This is a genomic window from Microbacterium sp. (assembly GCF_029263575.1).
Classification (GTDB): Bacteria; Actinomycetota; Actinomycetes; order Actinomycetales; family Microbacteriaceae; genus Microbacterium.
The window spans coordinates 1-17987 of the sequence record NZ_JAJUFV010000021.1 but is presented as its reverse complement, the minus strand read 5'-3'; the positions used below and the strand labels follow the sequence as shown (position 1 = coordinate 17987).

At 66.4% G+C, this 17987-nt stretch carries 17 protein-coding genes; 10 read left to right on the top strand and 7 right to left on the bottom strand.

Features of this window, described 5'->3' with window-relative positions; all coding sequences use genetic code 11:
• Positions 1 to 6 precede the first annotated feature (6 nt).
• The gene (gene purF / locus Q1J95_RS03845) at positions 7 to 1485 is read left to right on the top strand and encodes an amidophosphoribosyltransferase (RefSeq protein ID WP_300265949.1); all 1479 of its coding nucleotides are present in this window, start codon (positions 7 to 9) and stop codon (positions 1483 to 1485) included.
• 13 nt (positions 1486 to 1498) lie between these two features.
• Complete coding sequence (locus tag Q1J95_RS03840; RefSeq protein ID WP_300265948.1) at positions 1499 to 2809, top strand: CynX/NimT family MFS transporter; 1311 nt, start codon at positions 1499 to 1501, stop codon at positions 2807 to 2809.
• Between the two features lie 94 nt (positions 2810 to 2903).
• Here Q1J95_RS03840 and Q1J95_RS03835 read toward each other — a convergent pair whose 3' ends face one another.
• Positions 2904 to 3089, bottom strand: coding sequence for a DUF3073 family protein (locus Q1J95_RS03835; protein ID WP_300265947.1), 186 nt, complete (start codon positions 3087 to 3089; stop codon positions 2904 to 2906).
• Positions 3090 to 3239: 150 nt separating this feature from the next.
• On the opposite strand from Q1J95_RS03835, the gene Q1J95_RS03830 reads away from it, so the two are divergent.
• Positions 3240 to 3782 (top strand): universal stress protein, encoded by a 543-nt coding sequence (locus Q1J95_RS03830; RefSeq protein WP_300265946.1) that lies wholly within the window; start codon positions 3240 to 3242, stop codon positions 3780 to 3782.
• Between the two features lie 96 nt (positions 3783 to 3878).
• Here Q1J95_RS03830 and Q1J95_RS03825 read toward each other — a convergent pair whose 3' ends face one another.
• Positions 3879 to 4511 carry a PadR family transcriptional regulator gene (locus Q1J95_RS03825; RefSeq protein ID WP_300265945.1) on the bottom strand — a complete coding sequence of 211 codons (633 nt, stop codon included), beginning with the start codon at positions 4509 to 4511 and terminating at the stop codon, positions 3879 to 3881.
• Complete coding sequence (locus Q1J95_RS03820; RefSeq protein WP_300265944.1) at positions 4508 to 5347, bottom strand: DUF4097 family beta strand repeat-containing protein; 840 nt, start codon at positions 5345 to 5347, stop codon at positions 4508 to 4510. Before Q1J95_RS03820 ends, Q1J95_RS03825 begins: the two co-directional genes overlap by 4 nt.
• A gap of 220 nt (positions 5348 to 5567) precedes the next feature.
• On the opposite strand from Q1J95_RS03820, the gene Q1J95_RS03815 reads away from it, so the two are divergent.
• The 3 genes from Q1J95_RS03815 to Q1J95_RS03805 are packed head-to-tail and all read left to right on the top strand — an operon-like array spanning position 5568 to position 7615.
• The gene (locus tag Q1J95_RS03815) at positions 5568 to 6380 is read left to right on the top strand and encodes a MerR family transcriptional regulator (RefSeq protein ID WP_300265943.1); all 813 of its coding nucleotides are present in this window, start codon (positions 5568 to 5570) and stop codon (positions 6378 to 6380) included.
• Positions 6381 to 6429: 49 nt separating this feature from the next.
• The gene (locus Q1J95_RS03810) at positions 6430 to 6807 is read left to right on the top strand and encodes a hypothetical protein (RefSeq protein ID WP_300265942.1); all 378 of its coding nucleotides are present in this window, start codon (positions 6430 to 6432) and stop codon (positions 6805 to 6807) included.
• Positions 6808 to 6811: 4 nt separating this feature from the next.
• On the top strand, positions 6812 to 7615 hold the full coding sequence (locus tag Q1J95_RS03805; protein WP_300265941.1) for a nitroreductase family protein: 804 nt from the start codon (positions 6812 to 6814) through the stop codon (positions 7613 to 7615).
• 7 nt (positions 7616 to 7622) lie between these two features.
• On the opposite strand, the gene Q1J95_RS03800 is transcribed toward Q1J95_RS03805, so the two are convergent.
• On the bottom strand, positions 7623 to 9137 hold the full coding sequence (locus tag Q1J95_RS03800; RefSeq protein WP_300265940.1) for an FAD-dependent oxidoreductase: 1515 nt from the start codon (positions 9135 to 9137) through the stop codon (positions 7623 to 7625).
• A gap of 98 nt (positions 9138 to 9235) precedes the next feature.
• Between Q1J95_RS03800 and Q1J95_RS03795 the strand changes: the two genes are divergently transcribed.
• The 3 genes from Q1J95_RS03795 (at position 9236) to Q1J95_RS03785 (ending at position 13207) form a co-directional block, all read left to right on the top strand.
• On the top strand, positions 9236 to 9601 hold the full coding sequence (locus Q1J95_RS03795) for a CrcB family protein (protein WP_300265939.1): 366 nt from the start codon (positions 9236 to 9238) through the stop codon (positions 9599 to 9601).
• Positions 9598 to 9957: a CrcB family protein gene (locus tag Q1J95_RS03790; protein WP_300265938.1), complete on the top strand. Its 360-nt coding sequence runs from the start codon at positions 9598 to 9600 to the stop codon at positions 9955 to 9957. The genes Q1J95_RS03795 and Q1J95_RS03790 overlap by 4 nt, the downstream gene beginning before the upstream one ends.
• Positions 9958 to 10048: 91 nt before the next feature.
• Positions 10049 to 13207, top strand: a complete 3159-nt coding sequence (locus Q1J95_RS03785; RefSeq protein ID WP_300265937.1) for an efflux RND transporter permease subunit — start codon at positions 10049 to 10051, stop codon at positions 13205 to 13207.
• A gap of 29 nt (positions 13208 to 13236) precedes the next feature.
• Here the strand turns inward: Q1J95_RS03785 and Q1J95_RS03780 are convergent, their stop codons facing one another.
• Positions 13237 to 14133 carry an aldose 1-epimerase family protein gene (locus Q1J95_RS03780; RefSeq protein ID WP_300265936.1) on the bottom strand — a complete coding sequence of 299 codons (897 nt, stop codon included), beginning with the start codon at positions 14131 to 14133 and terminating at the stop codon, positions 13237 to 13239.
• 283 nt (positions 14134 to 14416) lie between these two features.
• Between Q1J95_RS03780 and Q1J95_RS03775 the strand changes: the two genes are divergently transcribed.
• Entirely contained in the window at positions 14417 to 16576 is a 2160-nt protein-coding gene (locus Q1J95_RS03775) for a DEAD/DEAH box helicase (RefSeq protein WP_300265960.1), read from the top strand.
• 8 nt (positions 16577 to 16584) lie between these two features.
• Here Q1J95_RS03775 and Q1J95_RS03770 read toward each other — a convergent pair whose 3' ends face one another.
• Positions 16585 to 17124: a YaeQ family protein gene (locus Q1J95_RS03770; RefSeq protein WP_300265935.1), complete on the bottom strand. Its 540-nt coding sequence runs from the start codon at positions 17122 to 17124 to the stop codon at positions 16585 to 16587.
• Positions 17125 to 17279: 155 nt separating this feature from the next.
• Positions 17280 to 17987, bottom strand: a 708-nt coding sequence (locus Q1J95_RS03765; protein ID WP_300265934.1) for a radical SAM protein, incomplete at its 5' end; no start/stop codon positions are given.

The window sequence follows — 17987 nt, the reverse complement described above, 5'->3', positions numbered from 1 at the left end:
CAGCACATGTGCGGAATCGTCGGAGTGGTCGGAAACGCCCCGGTCAATCAAGATATCTACGACGCTCTGCTGCTGCTGCAGCACCGCGGACAAGATGCCACCGGCATCGCCACGGCAGAGCCGAGCGGTGTCATGCACGTCACCAAGGCCGAAGGCATGGTGCGTGAGGCGTTCCGCACGCGCGACATGCGCTCCCTGCTGGGAAACGTGGGGCTGGGACACGTCCGCTACGCCACGAAGGGCACCGCATCCAGCGAGGAGGAGATGCAGCCGTTCTACGTCAACGCGCCGTATGGCATCGTGCTCATCCACAACGGCAACCTCACCAATACGCGTGAGCTGACCGCCGACATGGCCAAGCGAGACCGCCGCCACCTCAACTCATCCAGTGACACCGAGCTGCTGCTGAACGTTCTCGCGGGCGAACTGCAGTCGACGGCATCCGATGTCGATCTCGACCCCGAGCGCCTGTTCGAGGCCGTGACGCGCACGCAGAACCGCATCGAGGGTGCCTATGCGACGATCGCTGTGATCGCCGGATACGGTCTGCTCGCGTTTCGCGACCCGCACGGCATCCGTCCCCTGATCTTGGGGCGCCGCGACGGCACCGACCCCGACGGCACGGGCACGGGGCACGACGAGTGGGTCGTCGCCAGCGAGTCGCTCGTGCTCGAGAACGGCGACTGGGATGTCGTGCGCGAGGTTGCTCCCGGCGAGGCGATCTTCATCAACGATCGCGGTGAGATGTTCAGTCAGCAGTGCACCGAGGATGCAACGCTCGCTCCGTGTGCCTTTGAGTACGTCTACCTGGCGCGCCCGGACTCGGTCATGAACGGCATCGCCGTGTACGAGTCGCGGCTGCGGATGGGCGAGCGCCTGGCCGACACGATCGCCAAGCACGTGCCGCGCGAGAAGATCGACGTGGTCATGCCGATCCCCGACTCGGCTCGTCCGTCGGCGATGGAGGTCGCTCGCAAGCTCGGCATCGAGTACCGCGAGGGCTTCTACAAGAACCGCTACGTCGGGCGCACCTTCATCATGCCGGGCCAGGCCGTGCGCAAGAAGAGCGTGCGCCAGAAGCTCAACGCCATGTCGAGCGAGTTCCGGGGCAAGAACGTGCTGCTGATCGACGACTCGATCGTGCGTGGCACGACGAGCAAGCAGATCATCCAGAGGGCACGCGATGCCGGTGCGCTCTCGGTCACGTTCGCCTCGGCGGCGCCGCCGGTGCGCTACCAGCACGTCTACGGCATCAACATGCCCTCTAAGCATGAGCTGATCGCCCACGGCCGCACGATCAGCGAGATCACGGAAGAGCTCGGCGCCGACTACCTCGTCTACCAAGAGATCGACGACCTGAAAGCGGCGATCATCGAGGGGTCAGACGTCACCGATCTCGACATGAGTTGCTTCGACGGCCGCTACGTCACCGGTGATGTCACCGATGAGTACCTGAGCTGGGTGGAAAGCTCGCAATCTTCGTGATCATCGAGCTGCCATGACCGTGAAGCCGCTCTGGCGTGGCCGCGCACTCGCTGTGCTCGGCATTCTTCTGTGCGCGTTCTCGCTGCGCTCCGCGGTCGCGTCGCTCTCGCCGCTGCTCGACTACATCACGGTCGAGTTTCCGCTGCCGACCGCGGTGATCGGACTCATCGGCACCGCGCCTCCGGTGTGCTTCGCGATCTTCGGACTGGCGACGCCCGGGTTGGAGCGCCGGCTCGGGCTCGAGCGGGTCACGGTCATCGCGCTGAGCGCGATAGCGCTCGGACTCGTGCTGCGCGGTTTCTCGATGGGGTCGGTCTCGCTGCTGGCGACGACGGCGCTGATCTTCGCCGGTGTGGGGATGGGGAACATCCTCGTGCCGCCGCTGGTGAAGAAGTACTTCCCCGATCGCCTGGGCATGATGCTGACGCTCTATACGACGGCGATGTCCTTGTCGACATTCCTGCCGCCGCTGGTCGCTGTGCCGTTGGCGGATGCCGCGGGTTGGCGCATGTCGCTGGGGTTGTGGGGAGTGTTCGCGATCGCCGGTGTGCTTCCGTGGATCATCATGTTGGTCACGGGGCGCACGAACGCGGTGGTCGAGACGCGCCCGGTGGCTGTGCAGAAGCCGAGCGAGGCCACCGGAGCGCACGCCGTCACGGATCCCGCCGAGCTGTCGACGGGGCCCATCGTGACCGCGCCGAGAAACTCGCGCACATTCGCGCGCCTGGTGCGGCTGCCGTTGGCCTGGTCGATCGCGGTCGTGTTCAGTACATCGTCGATCATGGCGTACACGTCGTTCGCGTGGCTGCCGTCGATCGTCTCCGAGATCGACGGGGTCTCGGCCACCGCCGCGGGTCTGCTGCTGTCGCTGTTCGCGATCATGAGTCTGCCCGCGTCGCTGCTTGTGCCGGTGCTGGTGGTGCGGTTCCAGGCCACGCGGCCGCTCTACGTCGTTGCGCTGCTGTGCGGGCTGGTCGGGGTGACCGGACTGCTGTTCTGGTCGAACACCGTGACCGTGTGGCTGTGGACCGGGCTGTTCGGAATCGTGGGCGTGATGTTCCCGCTCGCGCTGGTGCTCATCAGCATCCGCTCGCGCACGCCCGAGAGTGCAGTGGCGTTGAGCAGTTTCGTGCAGGGCGCCGGCTACATCATCGCTGCCGCGTTCCCGCTGCTGGTGGGCGTGCTGCACGAGATCAGCGGCAGCTGGACTCTCCCGCTGCTGGTGATCGGCGGCGTGCTCGTCGTGACGATTCCGTTCGGGATCATCGCCGGACGCCGTCGCACCGTCGAGGAAGAGTGGGAGCGCCGTCACGGGCGGTGGTGACCCCGCCGACGCCGGTGCTGGTGCTGGCACGCATCCCGGTACAGGCACGACAAAGACCCCGCTACCGAAGTTGCGGGGTCAGCGTCAGAAGACGTCAAGCTCGTTCGAGCTCGTCCTCGTCTTCGTCTGCGTAATCGTCAGCCCACTTGTCGACGTAGGCGTCTTCGTCCGCTGGCTGAGCAAGTTCGCGCTCCAGCGCGGAATAGTTCACAGCCGGACTGTACGCCTTGAGTTCGCGGGCGATTTTTGTGTGCTTCGCCTTTTGACGGCCACGGCCCATGCGCGAGACCCCCTCACGAGTTAAGCAGTCGGACAATCGAGTGCCCGATGCATTTCACGACACCGGCGCGCGGCCGGTAAGAGTAGCATTCAGGATAGCACGAGGGCCAGGCCCCCTGGCCTTCACGGGTACGTGAAGGGACCGATTCTCATGACAGATGCCGCCTCCTCCCCGTCCGACGAAGCGGAGCAGAATGCTGCCCTGCAGAAAGCCGTCATCGTCGGCATGCAACCCGGTCAGGCGCAGCACGTGTTGCAGGAAGCCGCTCGTTACGCGACCCTGCTGAGCGCTCCGCTCGTGGTGGCGCACGTCGACGTCACGCGCTTCGTCACGTATGAGGACCCGGACGGGTATGTGCACTCCGCGCCGATCGACCTCAACCTCGAATCCGGTGTCGCGGAGTTCGAAGAGGTCGAAGCCGCCGCCGCCGAGACGCTGGCCGACAGCGGGCTCACCTGGACGGCCAGGCAGCTGGTCGGAGATCCCGCCCTCGCGATCAAGAAGCTCGCGAACCGACTCGACGCTCAGCTGATCGTCGTGGGCACGCGCAAGCGGGGGCTCGGCGAGTCGATCCGCGAGTTCTTCACCGGGTCGGTCGCCGCGCGTCTGGCTCATCGGCAGCACCGCTCGATCCTCGTCGTGCCGTTGGAAGAAGAAGTCCCCGACGACCAGACTGAGATCTGGACGGAATAGCCGGTTCCACAAGAGCCGAGCCACCGTCTTCGCATCGAGCCCCGTCGTGCAAACGTTTCTGCGACTCGGCGACAAGACGGGGGCTCGGCGAACGATTCAGCGGTCGGATGGTCCCAGCGTCTGCGTGACGGCGTGTGCCGCCGCATCCAGAGCCGTCTCGAGTTCGGTCACGACCGACTCGGCCAGCGTGCCCCCACGGGCCACATGCGTGCGCAGGTCAGTGCGAACGCGCGCGCGAAAGGCGTTGACGATGGCATCGGCGCGGTGCAGCTGCTCGCGGCTGGAAGCTCGGCCCTCCGGGGTGCGGGTGCTCGAGCTGGGGCGGGACTTAGCCGCGCTGCGATCGTCGTGCGTGGCCGATGCCAGGTCGGCGCGCAGACTCTTCATGGCGTCCTGCACGCTCTGTCTGACCTCGTTGGCGATGAGGCGCACCGAATCGGCGAGGCCGGATTCGATGCCGGCGAGGTCGCCTTCGCGCTCGGCGAGTTCGGCGCGACCGGCATCCGTGATCGCATAGATCGTCGTGCGACCGTCGACCGACTTCGATACCAGGCCCTCTTCTTCGAGCTTTGCGAGGCGCGGGTATATGGTGCCGGCACTGGGCGTGTAGGTTCCGCCGGTGCGGTCGGTGAGCGCCTGGATGATGCCGTAGCCGTGCTGTGGCGCTTCGGCGAGCAGCGACAGCAGGTAAAGTCGCAGGTCGCCGTGCGAGAAGACAGCGGGGGTCATGCTTCCCACTCCGGGTCGTCGGCGACCGAGGTGAGGGCCTTGCGCAGCACCGTCGTGTCGCCCGAGACGGAGTTCGTGCGGATGTCGACGAACGAACCCGCCAGCTCGCCGGTCGAACCGGTGTAGTTGGTCGGCCCGGAATTGCCGCGATCGATGCCGTCGATGAGCACCCCACCGCTCATGGAGCGCACGACGAACGTGGCAGGCAGCGTCTCTTCCAGGCGAATGGTGGTGTTTCCGGCGACGGTGTTCACATTGATGGTGTTGACCGCGCCTGTGGCATCGACCCAGATGCTGCCTGAGACAGTGTCGACGCTCGTCTTGCGCACGGAGCCGGTGATCGCGATGTCGCCCGAGACGCTGTTCGCCGTGGCTGACCCGGTGAGACCGCGCACCTGCACGTCGCCCGAGACCGAGTTCAGCGTGAGGTCGCCGGTGTGCGTGTCGACGATGAGGTCGCCCGAGACCGTGTTGAGGCGGGCGTCGTTGGCGATGCCCGAGACGAGTGCGCCAGCGCTGACGACGCCGAGATTGAGGGCGATGGCGCGGGGAACAGCAACGCTGACTTCGGCACGCGGTCCGCCGGAGCCGAAGTTGCGGAACACCTCGAGGAAGTTGTCCCAGCCCAGCTGCGGGTGGTCGATCTCGATCTCGGTGCCGCTGGATTCGATGCGCAGATCTTTTATGGTCACCCCGTGCACTTCGATTCGGATGCCGGGTTCGTCGTGCGCGACGACATCGACCTGACCGCCGACGAGGCTGACTTTGAGCCGGGTCGCCTGGGCGATGTCGATCACGCGTTCTTCGCCGGGGGCGATGAGCCACTTCTCGGTCATGGGTTCTCTCCTGAGTCGTATGAGTCGCGATATATCGCGTTGCAACAGTAACACGATATATCGCGAGTTTGCACCCTGCCTCCTTTCGAATCGCTTGAACTGCTGGATCTCGGCGCCGGATGCAGCAATTTGCGCGATTCGAAGAGATCGGCTGGCGGCTTGACCTTGACGCGACGTCAACTTTTACAGTGGAGATATCGAGAACGGAAGGGAGGATGCCGTGAGCACACGTGACTGGTCGATCCAAGAGATCGCACGGTTGGTCGGCACCACGAGCAGGACGCTGCGTCACTACGACGACATCGGGCTGCTGAGGCCGTCGCGCATCGCGCACAACGGCTATCGGCACTATGACCAGGCCGCGCTCGTGCGGTTGCAGCGGATTCTGCTGCTGCGCGAACTCGGGCTCGGTCTCGCGCAGATCGCCGAGGTCCTCGGCGGCCCCTCGAATGCTGAGCCTGTCGAAGCGACATCCGCTCTCGTGACCCATCTCGCGTACCTGCGCGAGGAACAGAACCGGCTGGCGCGACAGATCGCGTCGGTCGAATCAACCATCACGTCATTGAGCGAAGGAGAAGAGATCATGGCAGAGAAGATGTTCGACGGGTTCGACCATACTCAGCATCGGGAAGAGGTCGAGGCGCGCTGGGGAAAGAAAGCCTACGCCGAGGGCGACAGCTGGTGGCGTGGCCTGTCTGATGACGAGCGCACCGCCTGGCAGGAGCGGGTGGCCGAGCTCGCCCACGACTGGACCCTCGCTGCGAAAAACGGGGCCGATCCGGCTTCGGGCGAGGCGCAGGAGCTCGCGGAGCGTCACGTCGAGTGGCTGAGCGGCACTCCCGGAACGCCGGCGTTCGCCTTTCGACAGGATCAGGGACCGAATTCTGAGGTAAAGGCCTATGTGCTGGGGCTCGCGGAGATGTACGTCTCCGATCCGCGCTTCGGCGCGAACTACGCCATCGCCGACGGCGACACCAGCGGCGCCGAGTTTGTGCGCGATGCCCTGCAGATCTACGCCGAGGCGAACCTCTAGTCGCCGGCACCTCCGGAGAATCGCCGGGGCGCAAGCGTAGGGTCGAGGCATGCGCCCGCGCCAGAGGATGAATACCGCGGCACCGCTGTTCACGGCGGCAGCGGTGAGTTATGCAGCGAACTGCGCGCTGGGGGCAGCCGTGGCGACGAAGGTCGTCGACACCAGTGGCGTCAGATGGCTGCATCATGCCCTGTACATCGCCACGTGCGCGAGTACGGCCGCCGCTGTGACCACCGCGTGGTGGGGCAGAGCGCGGCCGACGAATCGGCATGCGGCATGCGCACTGATGCCCGCCGCCGTGCCGCTCGCGCTTATCCCGTATGGCGGCACTCGGGGCCGGCGGCATCCGCTCATCGCGCTCGCCGCCGCCCCGTTCTTCGCCGCGAGCCTCGTCCGTTCGCGCCGCCGCGTCCCCGAAGGGAAGTGATCGTATGGAGCTGCTCGATGCCATCCGCCGCCGGAAGACCACGAACGGCGCCTTCCTGCCCGATCCGGTCTCTGCGGAGCATCAGCGGATCCTGCTGGAAGCGGCGGGTCGCGCGCCATCGCAGCTGAACAGCCAGCCCTGGCGATTCGTCGTCATCGAGAGTCGCGGCACGATCGACGAGATCGCGCGCATCTCCGGCGAGAGTATGACCGAGACGATGTCGAACGGCACTTTCTTCGAGCGGTACAAGCCGTACTTCCGCTTCAGTCAGGCCGAGATGGATGACAAGCGCAGCGGAATGCTCTTCGACAAGCTGCCCGCCGCGCTTCGTCCTTTCACCAGTCAGGTGTTCACCAAGCGCGGCCAGACCCTGATGAATGCCTTCGGCGTGCCGAAGACGCTCGGTACCGAGAACCGCCGGCTCGTCGCGGGCTCTCCGCTGCTGCTGGGCGTGATGCTCGATCGCAGCGAATACCGGCCCGGTCAGCTGTCGTCCTTCTACTCCGTCTTCAGCATGGGCGCGGCGATGGAGAACATCTGGCTCACCACGGTCGAACTCGGCATGGGCATCCAGTTCGTCTCCTTCCCGATGGAGACTCCGGGTCGCTGGGACGAGATCGTGCGCCTGCTGAGCGTTCCCGACGATCTCGAGCTGATGGCGGTGTATCGGCTGGGCTATCTGCCGCCGGAGCAGCGCCGTCCGGCGATCGACTGGTCGAGCAGCCAGCGCAAGCGCATCTCGCAGTACGTCTTCCGCGAGAGTTGTGAGACGCCGCAAGAGGGCTGGGATGCCCCGGCCGCACCGTGAACGGTGCTCAACGCAGCTTCTTCAGGTCGCGCAGTGCGGGCCCTTCGATGCGTGTGCCGTCCGGCGCGAAGCGCGAGGCATGGAGCGGACAGTCCCACGTGCATTCAGCATCGTTCCAGTCGAGCACGCCGCCGAGGTGCGTGCACACGGCGCTGATGCCGCGGGTGACGCCACCCACCGTTGAGATTGCCACGGGGCGGCCCGCCCGGTGGGCGATGGTGCCTTCGCCCTCGCGCGGCCGGTCGACGGGAACCGCTCGGCCTTCGGCCTCTGCCCATCCATCGGCGAGTTCGACGGCGACCCGAGCGCCCTCGGCTGCACCTCGTCCGATATCCGAGGGCACCGTGAGTCGTGTGCCGATCGTCGTCATCCACTTCGGCCGGGCGGATCGGGGCGTGCCGGTGATCTCGGCTGTCAGTCGCAGGGCAGCAGCGGGCGCGTTCGACAGGCCCCACTTGGCGTAGCCCGTGGCGAACCGGATGCGCCCGAGCCCCCGCGGCAGCGCGCCGACGAACGGGACGAGGTTGTGCGACTCGTAGTCCTGTGCCGACCAGCGATGGGTCTCCTCGGCGCCGGGGAAGTGCTGCCTGGTCCACGACACGAGGTCGTCGATGGCAGCGCGCTCGCCCTCGGATCGGCCGACCGGATGACCGTTGCCGCCCACCACGAGCTGCGCCGAGCCTGCGGGGCCATCCGATTCCGACACCGGGCGAATCGAGCGGGTCGGCCCGTCGAGCGAGATGAACGTCTGATCGAGCGCGTCGCCGGGTAGTCGGAACGAGACGCAGTACGAGCGCGTCCCCCGCACCTTAGCGAAGTACAGCCCGCGGTCGATGATCGGCGTTCCGGTTGCGAGCACGATGTGCCGTGCGAACAGGGGGCCGGCGGCGGTATCGACGCGAGGCTCTGGCAGCGCATGCGCGCCAGTGACGCGGATGCCGGTGTGCAGGGTGCCGCCCGCTTCGAGAAGCGCTGCGGCCAGAGACTGCGCGACCAGCATGGGATCGATCGTCACTTGATCATCGAGCGCGACCGCGCCGTGTGCTGGAAACGGCACCATCGGCAGCTCTGCGGCCGTGAGCATCCGCGTGGCCAGACCCGCTTCCTGGGCTGCCTCGTGCTGCGCGCGGACCGCATCCATGCCGCCGATGCTCTGGGCGTAGGAAAGGTCTGTGCGCCGCGTGTAGCCGACGCCGGCGGAGTCGGCGAACGCGGTCAGCCAGTCCATTCCGGCGCGGTTGGCATCGACGTACGCGCGCACGAGCGCGGCCGAGTGCTCGCGACGGATCGCCGCGAGGCGCTGCCCTTGCAGGAGCGAGATCTTTCCGGTGTTCGCTCCTGTCGCAAGCTCCGCGACGTCACCGGCATCGATCACGGCGACGTCGAGCCCTCTGCGTGCGAGCATCACCGCGGTGGAGAGGCCCGTCAGCCCCGCGCCGACCACGACGACGTCGTGGCGGGCGCCGGCGTCGAACGGTGAGCCGGTCGGAGTCGGGCGGGCAGCTTTCCACAGCGCAGTCATGTATGCAGTCAATGCCGCGCGCAGCTCTGCTCACACGCCCTTGACATCTGATGGGTGCGGTGGCATGCCCGGGGCAGGGCACGACTAGAGTTGCCATCGTGATCCGTCGACTCCTCCTGGTTCTTCTCGGGGGAACGCTGGGCACAGCGGCGCGGCTTGCGATCGCCCTGCTCATCCCGGATTCCGCTGCAGGGTTTCCCCTGGCGACGCTCATCGTCAACGCCTTCGGCGCCCTCCTCATCGGCGTGCTCGCCGCGAGAGTGCAGGCTCTCTCCGAACTGCGCATCTTCTTCGGCACGGGTGTTCTGGGCGGTTTCACCACCTACAGCGCTCTTGCCGTGGGTACCGTCGAGCTCTGGACGGATGCTCCGTTCGTGGCGGCATCGTATGCCCTGGCGAGCCTTGCGGTCGGCGTCGGTGCGGCGGTGCTGGGCGAGCGGTTGGGCAGGAGGCGACCTCGATGACGGCGGTGATATTCGTCATCGCCTGCGTCGCCGGCGGTGTGGGCGCTGCCCTGCGCTACCTCGCCGATACCGGCGTGACGAAGCTCACCACTGGGCGCTTTCCGTGGGGAATCGTGCTGGTGAACGTCACCGGATCGTTCGTGCTGGGCCTGGTTACAGCTTCCATTCCCGATCAGGCATTCATCGTCGGCGCCGGGCTCCTCGGGGGCTACACGACCTTCAGCACGGCCATGCTCGACACTTTGGTGCTGTGGCGGGACGGCGAACGTCCGGCCTCTGTCGTGCACCTGCTCGGAACGTTCGCGGCGGCTGCCGTCGCGGCTGTCGCGGGTCTCGTCGTGGGTGGACTCATCTGACGGATGGCCCAGCTCACAGCATCCTGAATGGTCGCTGTGAAATACTGTCGGCGCTCCCTGCCGCGCCATTTCATGACCGAGAGACACGCCCTTGTCGAAACTCGCTGTTCTGAGCCTGCGCAACCGCGCGCTCATCGCCCTCATCACAATCGTCGCCGCTGTGTTCGGTGGGCTCGCGCTGACGAACCTCAAGCAAGAGCTCATCCCGTCGCTGGAGCTGCCCGCACTCGTGGTGATGACGTCGTACCCGGGCGCTTCGCCCGAGGTCGTAGAGAACGATGTGTCGACGCCGATCGAGAACGCGATCCAGGGCGTGCCCGGGTTGGAATCGACCAGCGCCACGAGCACGACCAATGCCTCGATCATCCAGGCGACGTTCACGTATGGCGAGAATCTCGCCACCGCCGAGCAGAAGATGCAGCAGTCGATCAACCGCATCTCCTCGCAGCTGCCCGACGACGTCGAGCCGCAGGTGCTGTCGGTGTCGATCGACGATTTCCCGGTCATTCAGGTCGCGGTGACGGGTTTCGACGATGCCGAGACGGCGCAGGCCGATCTCGAGAACGTCGCCATCCCGGAGCTGGAAGATGTCGACGGCGTCAACGCGGCTGAGATCGTCGGCGGGGTCGGACAGCGTGTCACGATCACGCCCGACAACGCGAAGCTCGCCGCCGCGGGCGTGAGCAGCCAGGCCATTCGCGACGCGCTCGATCAGAATGGCACGCTCTTCCCGGGTGGCGACATCACGGAAGAGGGCGAGACCCTCACGGTGCAGACGGGCGAGAAGCTCACGTCGGTCGACGAGCTGGCGGCGCTGCCGCTGGTCGGCACGGATGCCACGATCCAAGACGTCGCGACCGTCGAGCTGGAGAACGACCCCACCACGTCGATCTCGCGCGTGAACGGTGAGGACGCGCTGTCGATCTCGATCACCAAGCTTCCTGCCGCGAACACCGTCGAGGTGTCGACGGGTGTGCTCGCTGCGATCGACGAGCTGTCCGAGACGTTCCCGGATGCCGATTTCACGGTCGTGTTCGACCAGGCGCCGTTCATTCAGCAGTCGATCGAGACTCTCGCGACCGAGGGTCTTCTGGGTCTCGTCTTCGCCGTGATCGTCATCCTCGTGTTCTTGATGTCGATCCGTTCGACGCTGGTCACGGCGATCTCGATCCCCACGAGCGTGCTCATCACCTTCATCGGGCTGCAGGCGTTCGGGTACTCATTGAACGTGCTCACCCTCGGAGCGCTGACGATCGCCATCGGACGCGTGGTCGACGACTCGATCGTCGTCATCGAGAACATCAAACGCCACTACGTCGGCGACGCGCGCAAGGGCGATGCGATCCGGCTCGGTGTGCGCGAAGTGGCTGGCGCCATCACAGCGTCCACGATCACCACGGTCGCCGTGTTCTTGCCGATCGTGTTCGTCGGCGACATGGTGGGCGAGCTGTTCCGGCCGTTTGCGATGACTGTGACGATCGCGATGGTGGCGTCGCTGCTGGTGTCGTTGACGATCGTTCCCGTGCTGGCGTACTGGTTCCTGCGCCCCGGCAAGGAGCTCGTCGACGATGAGGGCACGGTCATCGACCCCGAGCATCCGGATGCGCCGCCCACGAAGCTGCAGAAGGCCTACCGTCCGGTTCTCAGCTGGACGCTGAAGCACTCGGGCCTCACGGTGCTGATCGCCGTCGTGGTGCTCGGTGCGACGCTCGCGGCGGCTCCGCTGATGAAGATCAACTTCCTCAGCGATTCGGGTCAGAACACGATGACGGTGACGCAGGATCTCGGCCCGACCGCGAGTCTGGCGACGAAAGATGCCGCAGCCACCGTCGTCGAAGACGCTCTCGAGGACGTCGACGGCATCGAGAACGTGCAGGTGTCGATCGGTTCGAGCGGGTCGTCGCTCATGGATGCCTTCTCCGGCGGCGCGGGTGTGACGTACTCGATCATGACGTCGGCGGATGTCGATCAGGAGCAGTTGCGCTCAGACGTGCTGGCCGCTGTCGACGACCTCGAAGACGTCGGTGAGATCAGCGTGAACGCGGCGGCCGGCTTCGGATCCAGCGATATCGAGGTGAACATCACGGCACCGGGCGGTGACGCGCTCGCCGAGGCGACCGAGGCGGTCACCGCAGAGCTCGAGGGCCGCGACGGCATCGGAGCGGTCACCGACAATCTGGCCGCGTCGCTGCCGTATATCGCCGTGGCCGTCGATCGTCAAGCGGCGGCTGATCGCGGACTCTCTGAGGTCGCGGTGGGCTCGCTGGTCTCGAGCACGATGCGTCCGGCGCAGGCGGGTTCTATTGAGCTCGATGACACGTCTTTGACGGTGTACATCGCCGCGAACGAGCCGCCGGCGACGGTGGCCGAGCTGCGTACGCTCGAGATTCCGAGCGCACTGGGCATGGTCGAGCTGCAGGACATCGCGGCGGTCGAAGAGCGACAGGGTCCGACCTCGATCACGACCGAGCAGGGCAGGCGAACAGCGACCGTGACGGTGCCGCCGGCATCCGACAACCTCGCGGTGGCGACAGCGTCGGTCACGGCTGCTCTCGAAGCCGTCGACCTGCCCGACGGCACGAGCGCCGAGGTGGGCGGTGTCGCGTCGCAGCAGGCCGACTCGTTCTCGCAGCTGGGCCTGGCGATGCTGGCGGCGATCCTCATCGTCTATGTCGTGATGGTCGCGGCGTTCAAGTCGCTGCGGCAGCCGCTGCTGCTTCTCATCTCGGTGCCGTTCGCGGCGACGGGTGCGATTCTGCTGCAGATCGTCACGGGGGTTCCACTGGGCGTCGCGTCGCTCATCGGTGTGCTGATGCTGATCGGCATCGTGGTGACCAACGCCATCGTGCTCGTCGATCTCGTGAATCAGTATCGCGAGAAGGGACTGTCTGCTCAGGACGCGGTGATGGCTGGCGGCGAGAAGAGGCTGCGGCCGATTCTCATGACGGCGCTGGCGACGATCTTCGCCCTGACGCCGATGGCGCTGGGCATCACCGGACACAGCGGATTCATCTCGCAGCCGCTCGCGATCGTCGTGATCGGCGGCCTGGTGTCGTCCACCGTGCTGACGTTGATCGTGCTACCGACGCTGTACAACCTCGTCGAGGGGGCGAAGGAGCGCCGTCGCGCGCGCAAGGCCGGGCCGGATGCCGGCTCGTCAGACGCCGGTGACGCCGACGATCCCGACCCCGATGCGCCACTGGTGGAGCACGCGCTGACGCGACGCGAGTTGCGCCAGCAGCATCCGTAGGCCGTCCGCCAGTTCGGATTCAGGCCGGGCTAGCTGAGCGCGATGCCCCAGGAAAGCGTCCACGTCTCGCCGGGGACGAGGCGTCGGATGCCGAGCCCGCTGTTCAGCCCGTCGACCGGTGCGCTCATGGGCTCGATGGCGACGGCGAGGGTCTGGCCCGGATAGTTCATGCTCGTGTACACCTGAACGAAGTCGAAGCCGGGCCCCTGCCAGAGGGTGACCTGCCGCCCGTCCGGCGCGGTGAGGCTGTGCCGGGCGTTGCCGTCGTCGTCGCGAATCAGGTCGGCGAAGCCGGTGTCGAGCGCGATGCCGCCCAGCCGCACTCCGGTGCGCATCTCGTCAGGGGCGGGGGTCGCTCGGAGCGGGAGCATCCGCTCGTCTGTCTCGAGCAGTGTCTTCGCAGCGAGGCGAAGCACGAGGTTACGGGGCTCGACATCGCCGATCGTGACGAACGGGTGGGTGCCGAGGGCGACGGGGGCTGCGGCATCCGACCTGTTCGTCAATGTGTGCGTGACGGTGATGCCGGCGTCGGTGAGCGTGTAGGTGACGGCCGTGGCGATCTCGTACGGGTATCCGGTCTGCGGGTGGATCGTCGCGCTCAGGGTGGCTGAGGCATCCGTCTGCTCGATGTCATAGGCGGTGAAGCGCAGCAGTCCGTGGCTGGCGTTGTTGAACTTCGGCTCCGTGATGGCGAGCTGGCGCGTGGTGCCGTTGTCGTTCCACTTTCCGTCGCGCACCCGGTTCGGCCAGGGGGCGAGCACGACGCCGGAGCAGGAGGGCGTCGGGTCGGACTCCGGGTATCTGGCGATGAGATCGACGCCGCCGATGGTGAGGCCGCGGAGGGATGCTCCGACCTGAGCGATCTGCGCTGAGACGTCGCCGCGGCGGAGGTGGACCTGTGTTCCGGTGGGGGATTTCGAACTCACGCCCCATATCGTACGCGGGTCGCTCACAGGCGGGTCGGGTAGAATCGTGGGGTCGGCTTCGGACAGCCGTGCCGCTTCGAGAGCGAAGGGCGCGGAAGTTTGTCTCAGTGTGAGTCCAGGGGCCGATGGTGAGCGTCACTCGACGCGCATGAACCATCACATGAATGGCCCTCGTCCCGGAAGACGATCTCCGCAGGTTGCGGCGCTGTGCAGCGTGCGACCGATGGCGGAAGCGCATATGCGCCGGGTGCTGTTCTCGTGCAGAGAATCAGAAGGAATGACCGTGCCCAAGAACAAGAAGCCGCAGGGCGGCCGACCCTCTCGCAACTTCGAGCCGCGCTACGGCGCGAAGAAGTCATCGTCCTATGACCGTCACGCCGGTCGCGCCGAGGGCGGCCGTGGTGGGCGCTCGGATGCCGGGCGTCAGCGTACGGACCGCCAGGCCGACTGGCGTCAGGAAGCCGGGCGAGCGGATGCCGGGCGTCAGGATGCCGGTGAGCGCCGGCCCGCACGCGGGGAGGCTGGTGACGATCGCCGTCCGGGAAGCCGCAGCCCGAAGCACCGCGGTTACCGCCCGGAGGAGGCGGGCGCCGCGTCGAAGCGTCGGTGGAGCCCGCAGGAGCGTGCCGGTCGCGATGAGGCTCGCGGCATCCGCAACCGTGCAGAATCTGGCCGGCGCGAGGCTCCGCATCGTCGGGACGAGCGTCCGCGCTTCGACGAGCGTCCCCGTCGGGATGAGCGTCCGCGCAGGGAGGATCGCCCGCGCTTCGATGAGCGTCCGCGTCGGGATGACCGTTCGCGGTTCGATGACCGTCCGCGTCGGGACGAGCGTCCGCGCTTCGACGAGCGTCCGCGTCGGGACGAGCGTCCGCGTCGGGATGACCGTTCGCGGTTCGATGACCGCCCCCGTCGGGACGAGCGCCCGCGTCGGGATGAGCGTCCGCGTCGGGATGACCGTTCGCGGTTCGACGACCGTCCGCGCAGGGAGGATCACCCGCGTTTCACCCGTGACGACGTTCACCGCTCTGGCCGCCGTTCTGACCCGCGTTCAGATCGCAACTCAGACCGTCGCACTGACTCGCGCCCCAACCGCGGCTCCGGCTCGAACCGCGACGCCGGCTCGAACCGCGATGCCGATCACCGCCCGAGCCGCGACGACTGGAACAAGACCGCGCCGAAGCCTTTCCAGCCGACCGAGGATGTCGTGCACGAGAAGCTCGCCGCGAAGGTGGTTGCCGCTCCCGAGGTGGAGGGCGTGTCGTTTGCTGACCTGGGACTCGGGTCGAACATTGTCGAGACGTTGAGCAACCTGGGGGCGGATGCTCCGTTCCCCATTCAGGCTGCGACGATTCCGTCGATCCTCGAGGGGCGCGATGTGCTCGGTCGGGGCCGGACGGGCTCGGGCAAGACGATCGCGTTCGGGGCGCCGCTGGTCGAGAGCGTGCTGACGTCGCAGGCGGGCAAGCGTCGTGAGTTCGGGCGCTCGCCGCGGGCGATCATTCTCGCTCCGACGCGTGAGCTGGCGTTGCAGATCGATCGCACGATCCAGCCCATTGCGCGTAGCGTGGGGCTGTTCACCACACAGATCTATGGTGGTGTCCCGCAGGGGCGTCAGGTCGGTGCGTTGAAGAAGGGCGTCGACATCGTGATCGGTACGCCCGGTCGTGTCGAAGATCTCATCAATCAGGGCAAGCTCGACCTGTCGGACTGTCGCATCGCGGTGCTCGATGAGGCTGATCACATGTGTGAGCTGGGTTTCGTCGAGCCGGTGCAGCGCATTCTCCGTCAGACGCGCGAGGGCAGCCAGAAGCTGCTGTTCTCGGCGACGCTCGATCGTGAGGTCGCGGCTCTCGTCGACGAGTTCCTGGTTGACCCAGCCGTGTATGAGGTGGCCGGTGAGGATCAGGGGTCGAGCACGATCGAGCATCGCGTGCTGGTGATCGATCACCGCGACAAGGCTGAGATTCTGTCGTCGCTGGTGGATCGCGAGGGCAAGACGCTCGTGTTCTCTCGCACGCGGGCGTATGCCGAGATGCTGGCGGAGCAGTTCGATGACGCTGGGATTCCGGCGGTCTCACTGCACGGCGATCTCAACCAGGCCAAGCGCACGCGCAACCTGCAGCGGTTGACCTCTGGCCGGGTGAATGTGCTGGTCGCCACGGACGTCGCCGCTCGCGGCATTCACGTCGACGACATCGATCTGGTGGTGCAGGCGGATGCGCCGGATGAGTACAAGACGTACATGCATCGCGCCGGACGCACAGGCCGTGCAGGCCGTTCAGGTCGGGTCGTGACGCTCATCACACGGCAGCGTCAGCGCCGCATGACCGAACTGCTCGGACGCGCCGAGATCGATGCGCCGTTCGAGCAGGCCCGCGTCGGTGACGACCTCATCGAGGAGATCGCAGGACGGATGCCGAGCGACGCTGACCTCACCGCCTGACCTCGTGGTTATGCGGCGGGGTGGGTATGCACGGCTGAACTCAGCGTCGTGCCGTTGAGATCGAGGTACAGCTGGCTCTCTGTCACCGTCAGCGTGAGCATGTTGCGGCGTTCCAGCAGTCGCACGGCATCGTCGATGAATCCGGGGTCGAAACTGCGCACGTCGATGGCTTCGGCGTTGTGGATGCGTTTGCCGGCCCAGGCGGCGATGACCTTGGCGGGGTCGCGGTGGGTGTACACGCGGGCGCGGTCGGCGAGTTTGCTGCCGAAGTGCAGACGTTCGGCGTCTGGCGCGCCGACTTCGATCCAGGCTGTGACCGCGCCGGTGAGGTCGCGCACCAGGACGGCGGGCTCGTCGGTGGTGGAGATGCCCTCGCTGAACGTGATGCCATCTTCGTATTCGAGACAGTAGGCGAGCAGCCGCGTCACCATGTAGGCGTCGGTCTCTGACGGATGCCGTGCGACGCGCAACGAGAAGTCGTCATAAACGCCGCGATCCATGTCTGCCAACTGCACGCTGAAGGTGAGGATCGTAGAACCGATTGCCATGAACACTGAGCCTACGGGCAGACGGAGCGCAACTCGTCGAGCACGGAGCCCAACTCGTCAAGCACTGAACCGACGGGCAGACGGAGCGCAACTCGTCAAGCACTGAGCCAACGCGTCAAGCACTGAGCCAACTCATCAAGCACTGAGTCGACGCGTCAGAACAGAGTGGGCGCCGGCGGCGGCTGTGGTCGTGGGTCTCGCCGTGGCGCCGCCGATAGTTTTCGCATCGGAAGATCGTCGTCGGATCTCGCCTCGAGCCCGTGCACACGGATGAGGGGTCGCGTTCGCTTCGACAGCCACTGCCGGTACGCTTTCGGTGCTTCCGCGGCGACGCCCGGGTACAGAGCGCGGTACGACGACATCAGTTCGGGGTGCTCGCGCTGCAGCCATTGCATGAACCAGGGCTTCACACCGGTGCGCAGGTGCAGCGCGCCATAGATGACGTGATCGGCCCCGGCGGCGCGGATGCGTCGCAGCGCATGGTCGATTGCCTCGACGGAGTCGGTGAGATGCGGCAGGATCGGCATGAGAAAGACGCCGACGCGGAAACCGGCGTCGGTCAGCGCGCGCACTGTGTCGAGGCGAGCCTGGGTCGAGGGTGTCCCCGGTTCGACCGAGCGCTGCAGCTCGTCGTCGTACATCGCGATCGACATCTGCACATCGATCGGCACGGATCGGGCAGCCTCGATGAGCAATGGGATGTCGCGTCGGATCAGCGTGCCCTTGGTGAGGATCGAGAAGGGCGTGCCGGACTCTGCCAGAGATCGGATGATGTCGGGCATGAGCTTGTAGCGGCCTTCGGCGCGTTGATACGGGTCGGTGTTCGTGCCGAGCGCGACGGTCTCGTGCTTCCAGCTGCCGCG